At 59.7% G+C, this 20,383-nt stretch carries 18 protein-coding genes; 15 read left to right on the forward strand and 3 right to left on the reverse strand.

What is annotated here, in order from left to right; genetic code table 11:
* Nucleotides 1-82: 82 nt before the first annotated feature.
* From AB0O52_RS20010 to AB0O52_RS20025, 4 genes are read left to right on the forward strand one after another with little or no spacing between them, the layout of a single operon-like run.
* Nucleotides 83-1,438, forward strand: a complete 1,356-nt coding sequence (locus tag AB0O52_RS20010) for a cytosine permease (RefSeq protein ID WP_364541353.1) — start codon at nt 83-85, stop codon at nt 1,436-1,438.
* On the forward strand, nt 1,435-2,982 hold the full coding sequence (locus tag AB0O52_RS20015) for a hydantoinase/oxoprolinase family protein (RefSeq protein WP_364541356.1): 1,548 nt from the start codon (nt 1,435-1,437) through the stop codon (nt 2,980-2,982). Before AB0O52_RS20010 ends, AB0O52_RS20015 begins: the two co-directional genes overlap by 4 nt.
* Before the next feature lie 44 nt (nt 2,983-3,026).
* Nucleotides 3,027-4,130, forward strand: coding sequence for a DUF917 domain-containing protein (locus tag AB0O52_RS20020; RefSeq protein ID WP_364541359.1), 1,104 nt, complete (start codon nt 3,027-3,029; stop codon nt 4,128-4,130).
* Complete coding sequence (locus tag AB0O52_RS20025; protein ID WP_364541362.1) at nt 4,127-5,320, forward strand: dipeptidase; 1,194 nt, start codon at nt 4,127-4,129, stop codon at nt 5,318-5,320. The genes AB0O52_RS20020 and AB0O52_RS20025 overlap by 4 nt, the downstream gene beginning before the upstream one ends.
* Before the next feature lie 308 nt (nt 5,321-5,628).
* On the opposite strand, the gene AB0O52_RS20030 is transcribed toward AB0O52_RS20025, so the two are convergent.
* Nucleotides 5,629-6,969: a divalent metal cation transporter gene (locus tag AB0O52_RS20030; RefSeq protein WP_364541365.1), complete on the reverse strand. Its 1,341-nt coding sequence runs from the start codon at nt 6,967-6,969 to the stop codon at nt 5,629-5,631.
* Between the two features lie 481 nt (nt 6,970-7,450).
* Here AB0O52_RS20030 and AB0O52_RS20035 point away from each other — a divergent pair, with 481 nt between their 5' ends.
* The 11 genes from AB0O52_RS20035 (at nt 7,451) to AB0O52_RS20085 (ending at nt 18,510) form a co-directional block, all read left to right on the forward strand.
* Nucleotides 7,451-7,888, forward strand: coding sequence for a heme-binding protein (locus tag AB0O52_RS20035; RefSeq protein ID WP_364541368.1), 438 nt, complete (start codon nt 7,451-7,453; stop codon nt 7,886-7,888).
* Nucleotides 7,889-7,980: 92 nt separating this feature from the next.
* The gene (locus tag AB0O52_RS20040; RefSeq protein ID WP_364541371.1) at nt 7,981-8,826 is read left to right on the forward strand and encodes an aldo/keto reductase; all 846 of its coding nucleotides are present in this window, start codon (nt 7,981-7,983) and stop codon (nt 8,824-8,826) included.
* 142 nt (nt 8,827-8,968) lie between these two features.
* On the forward strand, nt 8,969-10,144 hold the full coding sequence (locus AB0O52_RS20045; protein WP_364541374.1) for a substrate-binding domain-containing protein: 1,176 nt from the start codon (nt 8,969-8,971) through the stop codon (nt 10,142-10,144).
* Between the two features lie 196 nt (nt 10,145-10,340).
* Nucleotides 10,341-11,789: a sugar ABC transporter ATP-binding protein gene (locus tag AB0O52_RS20050; protein ID WP_364541378.1), complete on the forward strand. Its 1,449-nt coding sequence runs from the start codon at nt 10,341-10,343 to the stop codon at nt 11,787-11,789.
* Between the two features lie 46 nt (nt 11,790-11,835).
* Nucleotides 11,836-12,897, forward strand: a complete 1,062-nt coding sequence (locus AB0O52_RS20055; protein ID WP_364541381.1) for an ABC transporter permease — start codon at nt 11,836-11,838, stop codon at nt 12,895-12,897.
* 71 nt (nt 12,898-12,968) lie between these two features.
* Nucleotides 12,969-14,621: a GMC family oxidoreductase gene (locus tag AB0O52_RS20060; protein ID WP_364541384.1), complete on the forward strand. Its 1,653-nt coding sequence runs from the start codon at nt 12,969-12,971 to the stop codon at nt 14,619-14,621.
* A gap of 44 nt (nt 14,622-14,665) precedes the next feature.
* On the forward strand, nt 14,666-15,391 hold the full coding sequence (locus AB0O52_RS20065; protein WP_364541387.1) for a gluconate 2-dehydrogenase subunit 3 family protein: 726 nt from the start codon (nt 14,666-14,668) through the stop codon (nt 15,389-15,391).
* A gap of 203 nt (nt 15,392-15,594) precedes the next feature.
* On the forward strand, nt 15,595-16,626 hold the full coding sequence (locus tag AB0O52_RS20070) for a nucleoside hydrolase (protein ID WP_364541390.1): 1,032 nt from the start codon (nt 15,595-15,597) through the stop codon (nt 16,624-16,626).
* A gap of 272 nt (nt 16,627-16,898) precedes the next feature.
* A complete protein-coding gene (locus AB0O52_RS20075; protein WP_364541393.1) occupies nt 16,899-17,180 on the forward strand; it encodes a hypothetical protein in 282 nt (93 codons plus the stop codon).
* 83 nt (nt 17,181-17,263) lie between these two features.
* Complete coding sequence (locus AB0O52_RS20080) at nt 17,264-17,827, forward strand: RpiB/LacA/LacB family sugar-phosphate isomerase (RefSeq protein WP_364541396.1); 564 nt, start codon at nt 17,264-17,266, stop codon at nt 17,825-17,827.
* Nucleotides 17,828-17,904: 77 nt separating this feature from the next.
* Nucleotides 17,905-18,510 (forward strand): SDR family oxidoreductase, encoded by a 606-nt coding sequence (locus AB0O52_RS20085; RefSeq protein WP_364541411.1) that lies wholly within the window; start codon nt 17,905-17,907, stop codon nt 18,508-18,510.
* On the opposite strand, the gene AB0O52_RS20090 is transcribed toward AB0O52_RS20085, so the two are convergent.
* On the reverse strand, nt 18,407-19,360 hold the full coding sequence (locus tag AB0O52_RS20090) for a ribokinase (RefSeq protein WP_364541398.1): 954 nt from the start codon (nt 19,358-19,360) through the stop codon (nt 18,407-18,409). The genes AB0O52_RS20085 and AB0O52_RS20090 overlap by 104 nt on opposite strands.
* A 114-nt stretch (nt 19,361-19,474) precedes the next feature.
* On the reverse strand, nt 19,475-20,383 hold a 909-nt coding region (locus AB0O52_RS20095), incomplete at its 5' end, for an SDR family oxidoreductase (RefSeq protein WP_364541400.1).

Genomic DNA, 20,383 nt, shown 5'->3' on the forward strand with positions numbered 1-20,383 from the left:
TGCCACGGGCCGTAGCTTCGTTTCATTCCCTCCTATCCCTGAACCTCTTTCCGGGTAGGTACCTCATAGCCAAGGAGCACGGATGGCAACAACTATTGACAAGAAACACTCGGGGGAGGAGGACTACGCCCTCGAGCGTGTTCCTGACCACGCCCGCTACAGCTGGTGGTCGGTGGCCGTTCAACGGTTCGGCCAGATGTCAGCGCTTTCTCAGTTCCTTCTGGGGGCAGCCCTGGGATTTGGAATGGACTTTCCCACCGCCTTGCTCGCCATCTTCCTTGGATCAGTGATCCTTGAGGCGGTTGCCATCATGACGGGAATCCTTGGCCAAAAAGAAGGCCTCTCAACTTCCGTTCTCGCTAGGTGGACCGGCTTTGGACGTCATGGATCAAGCATCATCGCCCTGTTCATCTCACTTAGCCTGGTCGGATGGTTTGGTGTCCAAAGCGGCGTGGCGGCTGGAGGACTTGCCAATCTGGCGCCCGCTATTCCCGCATGGGCGTGGGCCCTTGCCGTCGGCGGCGTAGTGACAGCGGTAGTCATTTACGGCTTCAAGAGCATGGCCTGGACCGCTTACATCACGATCCCCGCGTTCCTCCTGCTCGCCGGTTGGTCGATTCTCTCTGAACTGCAAAGGCACAACCTCGCTGATCTGGTTAACCAGCCAGCCCCTGGACCGGTCCTTAGCCTGGCCGCGGGGACAACACTGGTGGCAGGCGGATTCATTGTCGGCATGGTAATTACCCCCGATATGACGCGCTTTAACCGCAGACCCTCCGACGTCGTCAAGCAGACGCTGCTCGGCGTCACCCTCGGGGAATTCATGGTGGCCATCGCCGGCGTTCTCCTTGCCCATGCACTCAAGACCAACGATATTATCGCAATTGTCACGTCCAGCAGCGGGTTTGTCGGCACGATCATCATCGTTGCCGGCACGATCAAGATGAATGACTGGAACTTGTATTCGGCATCCCTGGGCATTGTGAACTTCGTCGAGACGGTATTCAAGAAGCGAGTGAGCCGCACGAGCGTCACCATCTTTATCGGGATCTTGGGCAGCGCACTCGCCGCTGCCGGAATACTGAACTACTTTGTGGATTTCCTGATCCTGCTCGGAGTCACGTTTCCCCCCATCGCCGGCATCATGGTCGCCGAGTATTACATCGTAAAGAAATGGCGACGCGTCCTATCCGCATCTGCCCCCGGCCTGCCGGCAACAGAGCCAACGTGGGTCATTGGGACGCTGGTGGTCTGGGCCGCATCCGTGCTGATTGGAACGTTCCTGCCTTGGGGTGTAGGGTCCCTGAATTCGCTTGGTGCTTCCCTGATTCTCTACGTCATCGCCGGCAAACTCGGCCTGATCAAGGCCACATCCGAAATGGCGCTCTCACGCCGATCGATTACTGAACAGCGCGCACTGCAGGAGGAATACAAGTGAAGATAGGCATCGATGTCGGCGGGACCAACACGGACGCGGTACTCATTGACGGAAGCGAGGTCCTCGCAGGTGTAAAAAGTCCGACAATGAGTGATGTCGGAGAGGGGATTACCGGGTCCCTCCGCCGACTACAGAGCGCGTACTCCTTTGATCCTGCCGACATAGACGCTGTCATGATCGGCACCACCCATTTCATCAATGCGCTTGTCGAAGCCGAGCGGCTGGCGCCGACGGCGGCAATCCGGCTCGGACTTCCTGCAACGGGCGGACTGCCCCCGTTCGTCGGCTGGCCGACACGGATTACTGAAGCGCTGCGCGCCTTGCCCTACATGTGCCACGGTGGCCATGAGTTCGATGGACGGGAAATCTCTCCGATCGATCATGACGAGATACGCAGGGCAGCCCAGGATGCCGTAGCCAAAGGGGCACGCAGCTTCGCAATCTCGTCGGTGTTTTCCCCAGTCAACTCGGAGTTTGAACAGAGGGCAGCGGAAATCATAAACGCGGAGTTTCCGGAACTTCCGGTCAGCCTTTCCAACGAAATCGGCAGAGTGGGGCTCCTCGAGAGGGAAAATGCAACTATCATCAATGCCGCACTTCGTGAGCTTTCAGCAGATGTGTGTTCCTCACTCGATCAATCCCTGATGGCGCTAAACATCCACGCACCGCTGTTCCTGAGCCAGAACGACGGCACATTAATGGATGTCGATTTCGCCCGTAAATACCCAGTGGCCACCTTTGCTTCAGGACCGACCAACTCAATGCGCGGCGCCGCCTACCTCTCGGGCCTCAAAGACTGCATAGTGGTCGACGTTGGCGGAACAACGACTGACGTCGGAGTTCTCCAGTCGGGCTTTCCCCGCGAGGCGGCAACGGAAATTGAGGTGGCGGGAATCCGAACCAACTTCCGCATGCCTGATGTGTTGTCCGTCGGCCTCGGCGGCGGCAGCCGCATCAGGATCGACAATGGTGTGACCGTCGGGCCGGACAGTGTTGGCTACAGAGTCACGGAGGAGGCATTTGTTTTCGGAGGCAAAACTCTGACGGCGACCGACATCATGGTCGCGGCGGGCGATGCGGAGATCGGTGACCCCGGCCTTGTCAGCCATCTGGATCCTTCAATGGTGAAGGCGGCCAAAGCCGAAATCCACCGAAGGATCGCGGAGACGGTCGACAGGATGCGCACGAGTTCCGACCTCGTCCCGGTGGTCGCCGTCGGCGGTGGTGCGTTCCTGGTACCGGAACAGATGGCCTGCGCCAGTGACGTTGCCCGTCCGGGGCACTCCGGAGTGGCGAATGCCATCGGCGCCGCCATAGCCCAAGTCGGCGGCGAAGTCGACCGTATCTTTGCTATCCCTGCAGGAAAGCGCGAAGAAGTGCTCGACCAAGCCAGGGAGGAAGCAATCAGCAAAGCCGTAGCTGCCGGAGCCAAAGCCAGCACTGTCCAAATCGTGGAGATCGATGAGCTGCCTCTGGCCTATCTGCCAGGAAACGCGTCCCGGGTACGCGTCAAAGCGGTCGGCGACCTGCCGGCGTCAAAATAGCGCCACCCGGAACGCTGACTGCAGGAAGTAGAAGGAAGAACAACATGAGTTTCTATCTGTCACTAGACGACGTCCCTGACTTGGCCCGGGGCGCGGCAATACTGGGTACAGGCGGCGGCGGAGATCCGCTCATCGGCCGCCTCCTGGTCGAGGAATGCCTCAAAAACGGAAAGAAGATCGAAATCCTCGATCCGACCGAACTTGACGACGATGACTTTGTCATTTCCACGGCCATGATGGGCGCTCCGACTGTCGTAGTCGAGAAAGTCCCGGCCGGCACTGAGGCGGTCCGGTCGCTCCGTGCTTTGGAGAAACACCTCGGAAAAACAGCCGATGCAACAATCCCCATGGAGTGCGGTGGACTTAATTCCATGATTCCCCTGGTCGTCGCCGCCGAAGCGGATATCCCGGTGGTGGACGGAGACGGAATGGGCCGAGCCTTCCCGGAGCTTCAAATGGAAACGTTCGGAGTCTACGGAGTGTCCGGATCACCGCTCGCTGTTTCTGACGAAAACGGGCACACCTGCATCGTCGATACCGGTCAGGACAACCAGAGGATGGAGACTTTCGCCCGCGCGGTCACCATCAAGATGGGGGGCGCGGCCTACATCGCCGAGTATCCAATGAGCGGAGCAGACGTCAAGCGAACTGCGATCCGCAACACCGTCACCCTTGCCCTCAATATCGGCCGGACTCTACGTAAGGCCAAGGACAAACATCTTGATCCGCTGGCAGAACTCGGTGCCTTCCTGAAGGACACAATATACGGTCATGGAACCGTGCTCATGCGGGGAAAGATCGTTGACGTTGAGAGGTTCGTCAGGGACGGGTTCACCCAAGGGTTTGCCACGGTGGAGTCGTTTGATGGCGGCGACGAGATGCGGATCCAGTTCCGGAACGAGAACGTCATTGCACACAAGAATGGCGCGGTCGTCGCCATTGTTCCGGATCTGATTACGATAGTTGACGTTGACCTGGGCACACCCATCACTTCCGAGGCCCTGCGGTTCGGACAACGGGTGGCCGTCTACGGAATCTCGACTCCTGCGATCATGCGGACCCCGGAAGCGCTGCAAGTCTTTGGCCCCCAGGCTTTCGGACTCCATGAGCCATGGGTTGCCCTAGAGGAATTAGGCGCCGCCCGATGACATCGTCTCAGACTCGTTCCGCGCTGGCCGACACCCTGGTTTTTGACGGCCATAACGACTTGCCTTGGGCTCTGCGGCAGAAATTCGATTCCCGCGTCGAGGAGATCGACTTGGCGCAGCACCAGCCCCGCTTGCACACAGACATTCCGCGGCTCCGGGAAGGGCGGGTCGGTGCGCAATTCTGGTCAGTCTTCGTCCCCTCCAACATGCTGCCGGCCGACGCCGTCGTGGCGACACTCGAACAGATCGACTGCATACACCGGATCATCTCCAAGAATCCCGAAACCTTCAGCCTGGTGGACTCTGCCGCCGGCGTAAGGACCGCCGCCGCTGAGGGAAAAATCGCCTCGCTGATGGGTATCGAAGGAGGGCATTCCATCAACGAGTCACTTGGCGTGCTTCGGATGATGAGACGAATCGGCGTCCGCTACATGACTCTCACACATAACGACAACACGCCGTGGGCGCGCTCGGCGACGGGCGAGCAGGTCGACTATGGGCTCACCGATTTCGGCAGAAGCGTGGTCAGCGAAATGAATCGTCTCGGGCTGATAGTGGATCTATCTCACGTAGCCGAGCAGACGATGCATGATGCGCTGGATACGAGCTCCGCCCCTGTGATGTTCTCCCATTCATCGTGCCGCGGCGTCACCGACCACGTGAGAAACGTGCCGGATGCCGTGCTTGAGAGATTGCCTGGAAACAACGGTGTGCTCATGCTTACCTTCGTTCCCGCCTTCATCTCAGAGGCCTGCGCGGACTATGAGCGACATTCTGATGAACTCCGGCAGAGACTCGGCCTTCGGACAGGGTTCCATGCGGGCCAAGTGGAAGAGGACGCCGCGGCCGCCGCAGAATATGCCCGGTGGACCTCGCAGAACCAGGCTCCGCAGGCCACCGTCGCCGACATCGTCAGACACATGGAACATGCACGCGAAGTAGTAGGACCCCAGCATCTCGGCATCGGAGGGGATTTCGATGGCATCGAACAACTTCCCCGCGGAATTTCCGGGGTATCAAGCTACCCGACCGTCATGGATGCATTAGCCGAACGGGGCTGGTCCACTGCTGATCTGCGCAGCCTCGCATTCGGCAATGTCCTCCGGGTGCTGGAAGATACGGAGGCGGCAGCGAATCAAGATCTGATCCCCCTGTCCCGGCAGCATGCAGAACTCGCCCACCAACGCTGATGACGGCAACCGTTACAACGGCGGGCGCATTGGTCCCTGAGAGCCGGGAATTCGTGCCCAAGGACCCGTCTTGCTGGGCGATAAGGGTGTAGGTGACCAGGACGGCCAGCAGTACGACGAAGATCCGCAACGCCCACAGGGCCTTGCGGGTGGCGGGGCTCAGTGCGGTCCGGGGGACCGGACGGGATTTTGCTGTGGCCAGCTGACCTGGCTCAAGAACCGCGGCCGGGTCCTCGCTGTGATGCTCAAAACTCTTCATCGGGGTCCTTGTCGGTTGCGGAAGTTCTGCGGATTTGGGGTTCGTTGGGTTAGGCCGGGATTAGGCCGATGGTCTGGAGGAAGGAGATGATTCCGTAGCCCGCGGCGCAGAGGGAGATGAAAACGATCACCAAGGTCCCTAAAATATTCGTCGCGCGCGTGTTCGCCCATTCGCCCATCAGCTCACGGTCGCTGGCCAGCATCATCAGGAAGACCAGCGTGACCGGGAGCAGCACGGTGGCCAGCACATTCGCGTTCAGTGTGATGGCCAGCAGCGGCGCACCGGGGATCAGGATCACCGCTGCTGAGATCAGGGCCGTGGTGACGTTGACCCCGTAGAATAGCGCCGCGCCGCGGGGGGAACTGTTGAAGCTGGCCGAGACCCCGATGCATTCGCCGGCAGCGTAGGCGGTGCTGGCTGAGATGGTAAGGATCGCCACCGCTCCGGCTTCGATGAGGCCCAGGGCGAAGACGGCACCGGCCGATGTTCCCGCCACGGCGCTGAGGGCGTCAGGGAACCCTGCCCCGGCGAGGCCCTGGATGGCTCCGCCGCCGTGGGTGAACAGAACCGCTCCGGCAATGAGGGCCGCGCAGCCAAAGACCGCGGCCAGTGCTGCACCGACTGCCGTGTCGAGGCGGCCGTGTTTGAGGTCATGGTGGGTTATCCCTTTATCTGCCGAGGCGCTCTGCTGGAAGAACACCATCCAGGGTGTGACGGTCGCCCCGATGGTTGCGGTCAGCAGAAGTAGAAGCGTTGTGAGCCCTCCGGTGGGTAAGGGCGACCAGGTGGCGAAGGCGTGGCCGATGGCTGCCGGATCCGGGTGGACCATGATCGCGGCGACCAGGAACAGGCCGTTGAACACGGCCAGGCCCAGGACGATCCGTTCCCAACGCCGGTACTGCCCCCCGGTCAGGGTCAGGATCACCAGGAGGATGCCCAGAGAGGCAGCTAACGGTGCTCCCAGGCCGAAGAATGCTAGGCCGACACGGATGACGACGAACTCGGAGACCAGGGTGACGAGGTTGGTGAGCACGAGGTCCGCTGCTCCGAGCCACCCCCACAGACGGCCGTAGCGTTGCAGGACGAGTTCCCCATAGCCGCGGTGGGTCACGGCGCCGACTCGCATGGACATTTCCTGGCAGAGGTAGGACATCGCGAATAGGACAACGATGAAGGGCAGGAAGAACCCAGTGCCGTAGCTGGCCCCGTCGGCGGCGTAAGAGACCATGCTGGGCCCGTCGTTTTCCCCCAGCATGGCCAGCAGCCCCGGACCGGCCAGCAGCCACGCCAGATGGTGCCGTTTTCCGGAGCGCCGTGCCCGGCTGACCCGTGCCCGGTCAGTGGACCGGACCACATCCTCCCGCGTCAGGGATGAACCGTTCGTATCCAAGACGATCACCACCCGGCACGGCGGACCGAAACAGGCGGGCAACGGACACACACCGACGCTGGCTGGAAGTGGACCGTTGGATGGGACACGGCAAAGAAGGAAAGCCTCGTTTCAGAATCAGAGGCTGCGGAGGAGACAGCGACGCGAACAGAATGGGGGCTGATCTTAAAGAGCATTGGTTCCTTCCGGAAGGGTCTTGGACTGGCTGTCCCGCCCCGAGGCTGGTCCGGTCCTGCGCCGGGAAGCCGAATGAAGCGAACGTAACCCGCGGCATACCAGCGGGCATTCGTCGGCAGGGCGTCCTCGTTCCGCAGCGATAAACATCCCGCAGCTGCCTGACGTCGCTGCCCCGACTTCGGACCGGCGGAGATTCGGAATTGCTGGCTATAGACAACAGCGCCGAAAGGCCTCTACGCTATCGATATTGTCAATTTTCACTCTATATAACATCTATTTTAAGCGAAACACAAGGAGGTCGTCTGTGAGTAAACTCATCGGATCACGGAATATTACTCAGGCGCTGGCGCGCGTTGCCGTCGACGCCGCAGTCGGAAAGTCCGCGGAACTGGGTGTGTGCGTCAGCATCGCCGTGGTCGACAGCGCCGGACACCTTGTCTGCTTCGAACGAATGGACAGTGCGCCCTTTCAGACGGCGAAAATCGCAGTTGACAAGGCGTACTCTGTCGCCGGCAATGGCATGGCCACGCACGAGTTCTGGGAAGTTGTCCGCCAGGAGGAGGCCCTGCTGCATGGCGTGGCCACGATCGACGGGGCAACCATTATTGGCGGGGGACTACCCGTCCTGCACGACGGCGGATTGGTCGGTGCCGTTGGAATCTCCGGAAAGAGCTCCATGAACCAGGACCGTGAGATCGCCAAAGCTGCCGTCGAGGCTGTTGCGGCCTCCCTGATGCTCTGAAGCTTCGATTTCGCGCAGCTCGAGCACACCTTTCCTCGCAGAGCCCCTGCCTCAACGTCCCAATTTAGACGTCCAGCCCTAAGGAGCACCTTATGTCAATTCACCCGATTCCCGACTTTGTCCTCAATGATGGATCTACAATTCCCCAGATCGGCCTGGGCATCTTCGGCCCAGACGACGCCTCTGCCGCCGACACCGTGGCTACGGCACTCAAACTTGGATACAGGTCATTTGATACGGCCGAACAGTACAAGAATGAAACCGGCGTGGGCGAAGGAATCCGACGCTCCGGTGTCCCACGCGACGAAATATTCGTCACCACCAAGCTGGGCAATGAAAGCCACGGCTACGACGCGGCGCTCCGCGGATTCGAAGGCAGCCTTGAGCGACTCGGCCTCGACTACGTCGATCTCTTCCTGATCCATTGGCCGATGACGAAGATTGATAAATACGTCGAGAGCTGGCGGGCACTTGAGCGTCTGCAGGAAGAGGGCCTGGCAAAATCCATCGGCGTTGCAAATTTTCAGACCCACCACCTTGAGCGACTGATGGCTGAATCAAGCGTGGTGCCCGCCGTCAACCAGATCGAGCTCCATCCCGGCCTGCACCAAGCCGAGTTGAAGGCATTTAACACCTCGCATTCCATTGCGACGATGGCCTGGTCCCCCTTAGCTGGTAACCCGTTTGCTAACCACAAGCTGACTGACAGCCCCGTCCTCGTGAGGATCGGCGCGAAGTACGGGAAGAGCGCGGCCCAAGTAATTATCAGATGGCACCTTGACCAAGGCAACGTGGTCATCCCGAAGACCGTGAGTCCCGACCGGATGATCGAGAACACGCACGTCTTCGATTTCCAGCTCGAGGAATCCGACCTCGCTGAGATCGCCGCACTTGAGACCGGGATCCGGAATCCCTACGACCCTGACCTTATGGATTGACTACGCCGCGAGCCCCTCGCATCACTCGATGCAATTTTTAACATGAAATAACAGATTTTGGCTTTGAGACCTTCCGTTTTGACTAATGTGAGGATAGTGTTATTCATCACATCATGTAACACTCAACGATGAGGATACAAAAATGATTCAGCATTCATTGACTGGCAGGCGGTCGAACCGCAAGTGGACCTCCGTTCGAGCAGCGGCCGTCCTGAGCGCAGGTATGCTTGCGCTCTCCGCTTGCGCCGGGGCCCCAGGAAACGCCGGAGGGGCGAAGGAAGATTATTACCTTCCCGAGAACATTGCCCTTTATGCGCCCGACAATGCCACAGTAATCAAACCGGCTCCGGGGAACCCCGTCACTGGACCCGTCACAAAGCAGACGCTGACTCTCCCATATGCGGGGGCGTTGCCCGTCGCCGACGGACCCATCGGAGACCCGGCCAAGACCTATACTTTTTGCTTCTCTCAAGGGCTGGCCAACAATCCCTGGTCCACTGCACAGAAGGAAAGCCTCATGATCGAGGCTGCGAAGCATCCCAACATCCAGATCAAGTACACAGAAACCAATGATCCGAGCCAACAAGTCGCGGACCTCCAGTCTTGTGTGAGCCAGAAGGTCAACGGCATCCTGGTATTTCCCCAGTCAGTGGGTCCACTGACTCCCGCCATCGATGCAATCTGCAAGGCCGGCATTTTCGTCATCGGAATGGAACGGACAGTTGATACCGACTGCCCAGATTCCTGGGTTTACCTTGACTACAAGCAGGGCGCTATCCAGATCGCCAACACCATAGGCGATTCGCTGAAGGGTAAAGGTACGGTCGTGGAGACGCAAGGAACCATGGGTTCCTCTCCGCAGATTCTGCGGCACGAAGGCTTCATAGCCACCCTGAAGTCCAAGTACCCGGACATCACCCTCAATGAAACTTCTCCCGGCGACTTCGATCGCACGAAGGCATATCAGGCCGCGCTCAGCTTCCTTCAGTCACCGCAGGGGCAGAAAATCGACGCCTGGTACACCCAGTACAGCGAAATGGCGCTGGGTGTGTACGCCGCAATGCAGCAGACAGGCCGTACAGGCATTCCGCTCTACACATGGGGGGACGACAAGGCCACCACTGCGGCCATCCAGCGCGGAGAAGTCCTAGCCGCTGTTCCAGCCACGCCTCTGCACGCCGATCTGGCCCTTCGAATCGCCATCCAGGCCATTGATAAAAAAGATTTCCCGAAGCGCATCATGCTTCAGCAGCCGCTTCTCCTGACCAAAGAAAACGCCGGCGCGTACGACAAAACCACCTGGGGATCCGCGGGCTAGGCGCGATAAAGGCCGACCCTCGGCATCCAGTTACGCCGACCCAGGAAAGGTAATTCTCATGTCAAAATTCTGGTCTTCAGCACCACAAGAACCGGAGCAAGCCGCCCCCGAGGCCGGCAATGGCGCCAGCGACGGACCCGTTGTGACTCTGCGTGGCATAACCAAGAAGTATCCAGGCGTGCAAGCCCTCACCTCTGTGGACCTGGACATCTTTCCGGGGACCGTCCACGCGATTAGCGGCGAGAACGGTGCAGGAAAGTCGACATTGTCGAAGATCATCTGTGGACTGGTGCAGCCCGATGCGGGGGAGGTGTATATCGACAGCAAGAAGGTGCATCTTGCCTCTCCCCAAGACGCCCGCTTTCTGGGAGTCAGTGCGGTCCCGCAGGAACTTTCTCTTGTCCCCAATATGTCAGTAGCGGAGAACATCTGCGTCGCCTCCTTCCCTGCGCGCTCCGGTGTGGTCTCTCGCAAGGCCCTTAGGGCCAAGGCGCAACCGGTGCTGGACTCGCTCGGCCTCACCATCGACCCGTTCTCAGAGCTGAGCGAGCATTCCCCCGGCATCCAACAACTAGTCATGATCGGAAGGAGTTTTGTCGGCAAGGCCAGAATCATCATTCTCGACGAGCCAACCGCTGCCCTGACGGAACCGGAAGTCGCGCACCTTTTCGAGGTTGTGGAAAAGGCCAAAGCTGCCGGCACCGCTTTCATATTGGTCAGCCACCGCCTTCAGGACCTTTCGCGGATTGCCGACACCGTCACCGTTCTTCGGGACGGTATCAAAATCGTCACCGAGCCAATGAGCCGGATGAGCCATGACGATATCGTCAAGGCAATGGTGGGGCGGCCCATTGAACGGTTCACACATGAGATTCAAGACGGCGGCGGCATTCAGTTTGAGGTCAAATCTGGCCATCTCGAGATGACCCCGCGACTGTCCGTTAAGAACCTGTCGAGCCGAGGCAAATTCGAGGACATCAGCTTCGACGTGAACCCCGGAGAAATCGTGGGAATGGGCGGGCTGCTGGGAGCAGGCCGCAGCGAAGTTGCACGGGCGATCTTCGGCGTTGACAGCTACGATTCCGGCACTGTGGAGGTAAACGGGGTGCAGCAACGGATACGCAATCCCCGTCAAGCTATCCGCACCGGCATCGTGATGGTTCCTGAAGAAAGGAAAAGCCAGGGACTGGTGCTGGACATGACCATCGAAGAGAACTTCACGTTGTCGCAACCGGAAGTCATCTCCAAAGGCGGGTGGCTCAGCAGGACGGGGTCGGCGCAACTGGCACGGGACCTGATCGGCAAGCTCGGCGTGAAGGCCGCCGGAGCCAGCGTCCCCGTAGGGACATTGAGTGGGGGAAACCAGCAAAAAGTGGTCATCGCCAGGTGCTTCCTCAACGATTTTCCGGTCTACATCTTCGACGAGCCCACGCGGGGGGTCGACGTGAACGCGAAGTTCCAGATTTACCGACTCATCAACGGACTCGCAAAGAGCGGAGCCGGGGTACTCGTTATCTCCTCTGAACTGTCTGAACTGCTGGCGATTGCGGACCGGATCCTTGTCATGCGGGAAGGCCGCCTTGTGGATGACATCCCGGCCATGGGGGCCACAGAAGAACGCATCCTCTCCTCCGCGATGGTCTAGGTCAGACCCCGGAACCATTTTGATTCTTTGAGAAGGAACAACGCACATGAGCACTAAAGTCGCAACGCCGACTCCCCAAAAGCAGGCCATACCTCGGCAATGGGCTCCCGCGGCCCTACGCAGAGCCGGAGCGCTCCCGGCACTCGTTGTCGTCCTGATCCTGGGGTCGGCCCTCTCACCATTCTTTATGACCATCGACAACGTCCGAAATGTCCTGGGTCTAGCCTCGATCATCGGCCTACTGGCAGTGGGACAGGGATTCGTGATAATCGCTGGCGGCGCCGGCATCGATCTTTCGATCGGAGCCACCGTGGCCCTGGCGGCCATTGTCGGGGCGAAGATGGCGCCTTATGGCCCCGTCGGAGTTATCCTCGGCGCTTTGGTGACCGGACTGTTCGTCGGCACAATCAACGGGCTCGGAATCGCCTTCGGTCGGTTGCAGCCCTTCATAATCACTCTGGGAACCATGACCATCGCCACTGGCGCCGCGTTTTTCCTTTCGGGCTCCAACCCAATCCGGCTGCGGGGCGACAATGCGCTGAAGTGGCTCAGCACTGACCTATTCGGCATACCCGTTCCAGTGATCGTTTTCGTTCTGACCGTCGCGATTGCTCAGATTGTGCTGTCAAAGACTGTTTTTGGGCGTCAAATATATGTCTTGGGCGGCAACGAGGAGGCGGCCCATTTTGCCGGCATCCCCGTTGTTAGGCACCGCATGACGGTCTACATGATTTCAGGCCTCTGTGCCGGGATGGGGGCACTTGTCCTGATGTCGCGCCTGCAGACAGCGGACCCGGCCTACGGCCGTGGCTATGAGCTTGCAGCCATCGCGGCTGTCGTCGTCGGCGGCGCTCCGCTCACGGGCGGAGTCGGAACCATCCGCGGTGTTGCAGTCGGCGTCCTGATCATCCAGTTCATCACCAACATCCTTGATCTGCTCAACGTCAATCCCTACATCCAGGCCATGGTTCAGGGACTCATCCTGATCGCGGTCGTCGCACTCAACAGGCGGGGTTCGGCAACCTCAGTCCAAGCGCTGAAACGGTCTGTGCCGCTGATATGCGGTCTCGCTCTGGGCGCAATCCTCCTCTTCGGGTTGCCGCACTGACAGGTTCAGTCCGGCACCCGCTCAATCCAAAAGGTCACCGTTTCAGAGGTGCAAAGAAAGGTTAGGTAGTCATGATTCCCAGGAAGAAACCCGAGCCGGTCGAAGTATTGATCATAGGTGCAGGCGCCTCCGGCGGCACGGCCGCCAAGGTGTTTACAGAGGCCGGGATCCGTGTGGTCGCACTTGACCGGGGTCCATTCTTGCGAAATGAGCAATTCTCGGGTGACGAACTCAAATACCTGAACCGGAACTACGTCTGGCCTGATCCTCAGCTGAAGCCACGTACGTACCGGCCCGACGAGGAAAGCCCGGAGGAAGAAGTCCAGTTCTCCCCGACTCCCCAGGGGGTCGGGGGCGGAACAATCCACTGGGGAGGCATCGTTCCCCGGATGACGGAGGACGACTTCCGCCTCCGTTCGCTGCACGGTGATATTCCCGGCGCGAGCCTGGTCGACTGGCCCATCGAATACGGTGACCTTGAGCCGTACTACACGCGCGTTGAATGGGAGCTTGGCACTTCGGGACTGGCAGGCGCCAACCGATGGGAAGGACCGCGTTCCAAGGGATACCCCACGAAGCCGGTCGAGCTGACACACTATGGGCGTGTATTTGCGCAGGCCATGAAAAAGATGGGCCAAAGCACCTTCCCGATTCCGCAGGCAATGGTCACCGAGCCGTATCGAGGGCGCAAAGCGCACGTGAATTCAGGCTTCTGGCAGCAGTATGGCGACCCCGTAGGGGCCAAGTCTTCAACGGCGAATACGTTCATTCCGGACGCACTTGCCACAGGGCTGCTTGATCTCAGGCCGGACTCCTATGTCCGGGAGATCACTCTTCACCCGGACGGAACAGCCAAGGGCGTCATTTACACCGACGCTGACGGCAATGAGGTTGAGCAGCTTGCCGATATCGTGATCTGCTGCGCCGGGGCAATTGAAACCACACGCCTGCTTCAACTATCGAAATCAGCGGCTCATGCCAACGGGCTCGCCAATAGCAGTGGTCTGCTGGGAGCGAACGCCACTTTCCACGAGTATCTCTTCGCTATCGGGCTGTTCGACAAGGAGGTGGTTGATCCCCTGTATCCCTGGGCCGGCCACTACACGAACACCATGTCGTTCGACTATTACCAGACTGACTACGACCGCGGTCACATGCTGGGGACGCTCATCTTCGCCTCGATGCTTGGCCATCCCGTCAACTGGACCTTCCCCGGGCGACCTACTTGGGGGCAGGCCTCGAAGGACGCTGATCGCGATCTGTTCAACCACAGCATGAAGCTCGGGGTCATGGTTCAGGATCTACCCGTCGAATCCAACAAGGTAGACCTCGACCCAAACGTCGTCGATGCCTGGGGACTGCCAGTCGCCCGCATCACCCACACTCCTCATGCCAACGACTTCGCCCAGGCCAAGTGGCAGGTTGCGAAAAACATGGAAATTCTGGAGGTGGCAGGCGCCAGCAAGATCATCCCGGTCAACCTCGAAAAGATCACAGGCAACTGCTGCCACGAAATGGGTACTGCACGGATGGGCAATGACCCGTCAAAGTCCGTCGTCGACAAATGGTGCCAGACCCATGATGTGCCGAACCTTTACATCTTCGACGGCAGCTTCTTCCCAACCTCGACCGGCGTGAATCCGACACTTACCATCATGGCCAACGCCTGGCGGTGCACTGAACGCATCATCCATGTCCGCGGCAAAGGCCGCACAGCGGACTGATGCCACTTTCCCTGATGAAACAGACAACAAGGAGGGTTTCTCCCATGGTCAGCCAATCCCAGGCCCACTGGCCCACAGTGCCGATTTCGGCTCGAGACGTAGACGGGCCCCTGTTTTTTACGGACGAGGAGTGGACCCTGGTCCGGGCCGCGACGGCAAGAATCATCCCCACGGATTACGATCCCGGAGCCGCGGAAGCCGACGTCGTACGATTTCTGGACCGTTTTCTGTCCGGTGACTTCGTGTATGCCAGCGCCGCTGGTGACGGATTCCTGGAAATACGCGGAAAGGAAGCCGAAGCCTGGCAAGCGCGGATCAGGCATAGGCAGTCCGTCTACCGCGAAGGGCTAGCGGCCCTGAAAGCGCTCAGTTTGAACAAATATGGCAAGGACTTCCACGAGCTATCGGATGACGAGCAGGACGAACTGCTCGTTGAAACCTCCGGACGGCCAAAGCCGCGGCACGTTCAGTTGCACGATGACGAAGATTTCAACTCAGGGGAGGGGGGCCCGCCCCCGACCAACCAACCCGTCAGCGACACCGGCCTCGGATTCTTCGACATGTTGGTCGCCCACACGCGTCAGGGGTTCTATGCCGATCCCGTGTATGGAGGTAACAAGGACTTTGTCGGGTGGCGAGTCATCGGGTTCGACGGGCCGAAATCCTTGGCTGACACCGTGGCCGGCCGTTATACGACGACCGACTACATGATCATGGGAGCCACTTGGCCGTATGCGCAAAGTCCCAAGGTTCAGCGCTTCGGCCGCTAGTGCTGTCCAGAGCCCGCGAGATTCGCTACTAAGCCCAAACACAGGGCCCCGTTGTGTTATTTGTTGTTATTTGATTCCTCGAAATTCGGAAACATAGGCAAAAACCCTCTTGACGGCGCCCCGCTTGCTTGTAATATACTGATAAATGTCACAAGAAGTTAGACATAGCTGTTTATCCAGCCAACGAAGATTGGAGTAAGAAAGTGGAAAAGACTCGCATCATTCTCGATACGGATATTGGAACCTACTACGACGACGCCTTTGCGGTGATGTTCGCGGCCCAGTCGCCGGAGCTGATCGTCGAGGGTGTCACTACCTGCTACGGAGACACGCACTTGCGGGCTCAGATCGCAGTCAAGGTCCTGGAGGCGGCCGGCCGTAGCGACATCCCGGTGTTCAAGGGGATCGGCATGCCGATGCGCGGCCACGCACTGATGTTTGGTTTCGAGGGCGAAGGCATCCTCGAAGAGGGCGAAGAGCCCCAATACGAAGATCAGCACGCAGTTGATTTCATCATCGAAACGATCATGAACAACCCCGGTGAAATCAAGGTCGTCACCCTGGGTACGGTGTCTAACGTCGCCCACGCGATCCTTCGCGAGCCGCGGGTCGTGGAGAACATCAAGGAACTCATCATCATGGCGGGCGTTGTTATCCCGATTGTGGATGAGAAGGGCGTGCGTCGCTCGCCTCGCGAGGAGTACAACTTCAACAACGATGCCATCGCTGCTGAAATCGTTCTGAACTCCGGGATGCCGATCACATACGTTCCGTGTGATGTGACGCTCTACACCCCGCTCTTGAAAGAAGACGAAGAGCGAATCCGGAAAGCCAACACTCCAATTACGGAAATGGCCACCCGTATCCTCGACCTGTGGCCCCCGCAGGAGAAGCTGATCTACACCGCCGTGGGAATTGCAACCGAACACACGGCCCTGTGGCTGCATGATCCACTCGTGGTCATGCATGCCTTCGATCAGACCCTGCTGAAGCTGTTCCCGCTGCACATCGCCACGGAATACAACCTGACGCCGATCGAACGTGACATGTACGTTGCGAACGCGAACGGACAGCAGGATCTCTTGCGCACCAACCCCAAGAAGCTGCCGCCGAACATGGACGTGGCGCTTGAAGTGGATGGTCCCCGGGTCAGCCACTTCTTCGCAGATCGTCTTACCGCACCCCTCGGAAACGGCGTTACGAAGGAACTGGAAACCCAGGGCGCCTCTGCCTAGATTCCGCATATCGAACATGAGCCGCTCCGCCCGAACACAGGGCGGAGCGGCTCATGGCTCTTGGGCAAACTCCCTGTCGAAGGATGTTTCGCCTACTCATGATCGTTTTCAACAGAAATCCAATGCCGGCGCGACCAGGTGCTGGCCGATATTGGTGAAATGAGCAGGACATGAATCCAGGTCTGGGACAAACATCCCTTGGGAGGCGCACTAGAAAGGCAGCCACTGAAGGCCGACCCGGTCCGCGGGTCCCAGGACGACGTACGATCTTTGTGCTGATTCTCTTGGTTTCGTGGATTGCGACGTTTTTCCAGGACAATGTGGGTGCAGCCGCTCAGAAGGCTTGCTATGAAGCCATCAGTGCGGCCCTGCACGATTCCGGTTCGATTGCATTCAGCGATGTCACGAGATCGGGAGGCGACCCGGAGTGGACGGTCAACCTGACCGCCGACGTGGAAAATCCACAGGGAGCTGCAACCCACCTCAAATATGTGTGCCGAACGCACCGTGAGCCCGGCAGTACCGAATGGAACGTCGACTCGTTGTCACGGTAAGGCGACCCCGGCACGGTTCCGCTGACGCGCTCATCGGGCCGGTCCCAACAACATCCCCTCCCAACAGAAAGTGAAGAAACAACTTGAATACCACACGTAACAAGCAAGTCGTCGTCGGCGCTGACTTTGCGGGATTTCCGCTCAAAGAAGCCGTCAAGCGGCATCTCATCGAGCGCGGTTGGAGTGTTACCGACCTGACTCCAGTTCAAAAAGATGCGCCAATGTATCATCGCGTAGGGTTCCTTGTTGGCTCACGCATCTCTGAGCGTGAATTCGAGAAAGGATTGCTGTTCTGCGGTTCCGGCATGGGGATCCACATCGCCGCCAGCAAGTGTCCCCACGTGCACTCCGCTGTCTGCGAAAGCGTCGTGACGGCTCGACGCGCCGCGACGGCGAACAATGCGAACGTTCTTGCAATGGGAGGCTTTTACACCGCGCCACGCCTCGGAATGGCGATGGCCGACGCTTTTCTCGAAAGCAGCCTTGGTGACGGATACGAAGACTGGGACGGCTTTTTGGATTACCACCGGATCGGCTTCGAAGAGTGTGAGAGCTTCGATTACGACTCCTACAAAGCCAACGGATTCGAGGTCATTGATCCGATGCACGCCGACCTCGGTCCAGAGCCACGCGGCCTTGCCTTTTAGAGGACAACTCTCAGCACAATGAGGGCTTGTGGGCCTCGGTGCGGGGATGGCGCGCCATCACGGGCTTCACGAGGCTGATGCCGTCCCCGCCCCGTCTGCACCTGGACGTTTTGGCGAAATACGCACTGACTGGCCGGAAGGCAGTGGTTACCGGCGGCAACAGAGGCTTGGGCCTCGCATTCGTGCGGGCGTTATTCGAAGCGGGCGCTCAGGTCGTTTTTATTTCCCGCGACGGGGCGAGAAATGACCTGGTAGTACCGGGAATACGTACTGAGGGCTACCGTGTGGCTGCGCCAGTAGCAGACCTCACGAGCAAAACCGAGCTCGCCGACGCCATCGATAGTGCGGCATCACGGTTGGGTGGCATTGACATTCTTGTGAACAACTCCGGGACGTGTTTCCACGGAGGCGCTGTGGACGTCAAGGAGGAAGAGTGGGACGCTGTCTTCGACTTGAGCGTCAAGGCTCTCTTCAACGCGAGTGTGCTGGCTGCTGAGCATATGAAGGGCAACGGCGGCGGTTCGATTGAACCGCTGTGCCGATCCCGAGGAAATCCCAGCGCTGACGGGGTAGCCGATGTCACCGGACGGGCAGGTACTGCAAGACCGGAGACAGTTTTGATTCCTCGTGGCTCCGCAGGTCATTGGCCGTCGGGTAGGAAGACTGGGCTCCGAGTCTCATGACTGAGAAGGAGCCCGCAGCAACGCCCAACCGGACTGCCTCCGACAGTGATCCGCCGCCGGCCAAGCACGCCGCGAGTGTGCCGACGAACGCATCCCCGGCCCCGGTGGAATCGACCACGGAGCCAACCGATGGAGCCGAAACGTGGCCCTCATTCTTCTGGTCGAGCCAATAGGCGCCTGCCGCGCCCATTGTGATGACTACTGAGGAGGCGATCTCGCCGAGCTGACGGGCTGCATCGCGGGCGCTTGCTTCATCGAATACGGGCCTGGATATCAGCGCGCTGGCCTCGGACTCATTCACCACAAGGGGATCGGCATGGCGAAGGAGACGTTCATCAATAGGCACGTATGGGGCGAGGTTAAGTACACATCGCAATCCAGCCCGCTGTGAGGCATTCAAGGTTTCCTGGATAGCAGCTACCGGCACCTCTGCCTGGACCACAACGACTGCACCGCGGCGAACGTCGTTCAGGGATTCTCTGACGTGGGCCTCGGACAGGCCAAGATTCGCGCCGGCAACCACCGAGATGGAATTCTCCCCGTTAGGGAAGACCGAGACAAACGCGGCGCCACTTCGTGCGCCCGGCAGGATCTGGACCTGGCGAGTATCTATTCCCTCAGCCTTTAGGCTGCTGAGCATTGATGCGCCCTCGGCGTCGTCTCCGAAGGCTGCGATGAACCTGACGGAACTCCCCAAGCGTGCCGCGGCCACGGCCTGATTGGCACCCTTGCCGCCTGATTGCGTGTGGAAGCGGTGTGCCAAGACTGTCTGCCCGGGTTCTGGCGGCGCATCAAGCTCTATGATGTAGTCCTGATTTGCCGATCCGACGATGACTACTTCAGCGGACATGCTTCTCCTTATGGCATCTTGGATGCCGGTTGTTAGTTTGACCGAAGCGAATCATCGGCCGGGCATGCGACGGCGACGTTCACGGCACAATCGTTCCGGAATTTGGTAGGTTCTTCATCGCAGGAAGGCGGCCGCGACGCCCGCGTCCACCGGGATGTGCAGGCCCGTGGTGTGCGAGAGTTCGTTGCTGGTGAGCACGGCGGCCGCGTTGGCCACGTGCTCGGGCAGGACTTCGCGCTTGAGCAGGGTGCGCTGGGCGTAGTAGTTGCCCAGTTCCTGCTCGTCCACGCCGTAGACGGCGGCGCGCTTGGCGCCCCAGCCTCCGGCGAAGATCCCGGAGCCGCGGACCACGCCGTCGGGGTTGATGCCGTTGACGCGGATGCCGTACTCGCCCAGTTCGGCGGCAAGCAGGCGGACCTGGTGGGCCTGGTCAGCCTTGGTGGCGGAGTAGGCGATGTTGTTCGGACCGGCGAACACCGAGTTCTTTGAGGAAATGTAGACGATGTCCCCGCCGAGGGCCTGGTCGATCATGACCTTCGCCGCGGCTTTGGAGACCAGGAACGAGCCCTTGGCCATGACGTTGTGCTGCAGGTCCCAGTCCTTCTCCGTGGTTTCCAGGAGCGGCTTGGAGATGGACAGTCCGGCGTTGTTCACCACCAGGTCCAGTCCGCCGAAGGCCAGGACGGCTTCCTGGATGGCGGCGGCGATCTGGGTTTCGTCGGTGACGTCTGCCTGGACTCCGATGGCGACGTCGTCACCGCCGAGCTCGGCCGCGACTGCCCGCGCGTTGTCCAGGTTGAGGTCGGCGATGATCACGCAGGCGCCCTCCGCGGCGAGGCGGGTGGCGATCGCCTTTCCGATGCCCGACGCCGCGCCCGTCACCAAGGCGATGCGCGTGGCGTGGGACTTCGGTTTGGGCATCCGGGCGAGCTTGGCCTCCTCAAGGGCCCAGTACTCGATCCGGAACTTCTCGGATTCCTCGATCGGGGCGTAGGAGGAGATAGCCTCGGCACCGCGCATCAC

Source organism: Arthrobacter sp. NPDC080073 (genome assembly GCF_040686575.1).
In the GTDB taxonomy this organism is placed as follows: domain Bacteria; phylum Actinomycetota; class Actinomycetes; order Actinomycetales; family Micrococcaceae; genus Arthrobacter.

What these genes read in the sequence shown, in the direction of transcription:
- AB0O52_RS20010 (WP_364541353.1), top strand. Translation starts at nt 83, where the DNA reads ATGGCAACAACTATTGACAAGAAACACTCGGGGGAGGAGGACTACGCC.
- AB0O52_RS20020 (WP_364541359.1), top strand. Translation starts at nt 3,027, where the DNA reads ATGAGTTTCTATCTGTCACTAGACGACGTCCCTGACTTGGCCCGGGGC.
- AB0O52_RS20025 (WP_364541362.1), top strand. Translation starts at nt 4,127, where the DNA reads ATGACATCGTCTCAGACTCGTTCCGCGCTGGCCGACACCCTGGTTTTT.
- AB0O52_RS20040 (WP_364541371.1), top strand. Translation starts at nt 7,981, where the DNA reads ATGTCAATTCACCCGATTCCCGACTTTGTCCTCAATGATGGATCTACA.
- AB0O52_RS20045 (WP_364541374.1), top strand. Translation starts at nt 8,969, where the DNA reads ATGATTCAGCATTCATTGACTGGCAGGCGGTCGAACCGCAAGTGGACC.
- AB0O52_RS20055 (WP_364541381.1), top strand. Translation starts at nt 11,836, where the DNA reads ATGAGCACTAAAGTCGCAACGCCGACTCCCCAAAAGCAGGCCATACCT.
- AB0O52_RS20060 (WP_364541384.1), top strand. Translation starts at nt 12,969, where the DNA reads ATGATTCCCAGGAAGAAACCCGAGCCGGTCGAAGTATTGATCATAGGT.
- AB0O52_RS20065 (WP_364541387.1), top strand. Translation starts at nt 14,666, where the DNA reads ATGGTCAGCCAATCCCAGGCCCACTGGCCCACAGTGCCGATTTCGGCT.
- AB0O52_RS20085 (WP_364541411.1), top strand. Translation starts at nt 17,905, where the DNA reads ATGCCGTCCCCGCCCCGTCTGCACCTGGACGTTTTGGCGAAATACGCA.
- AB0O52_RS20090 (WP_364541398.1), bottom strand. Translation starts at nt 19,360, where the DNA reads ATGTCCGCTGAAGTAGTCATCGTCGGATCGGCAAATCAGGACTACATC.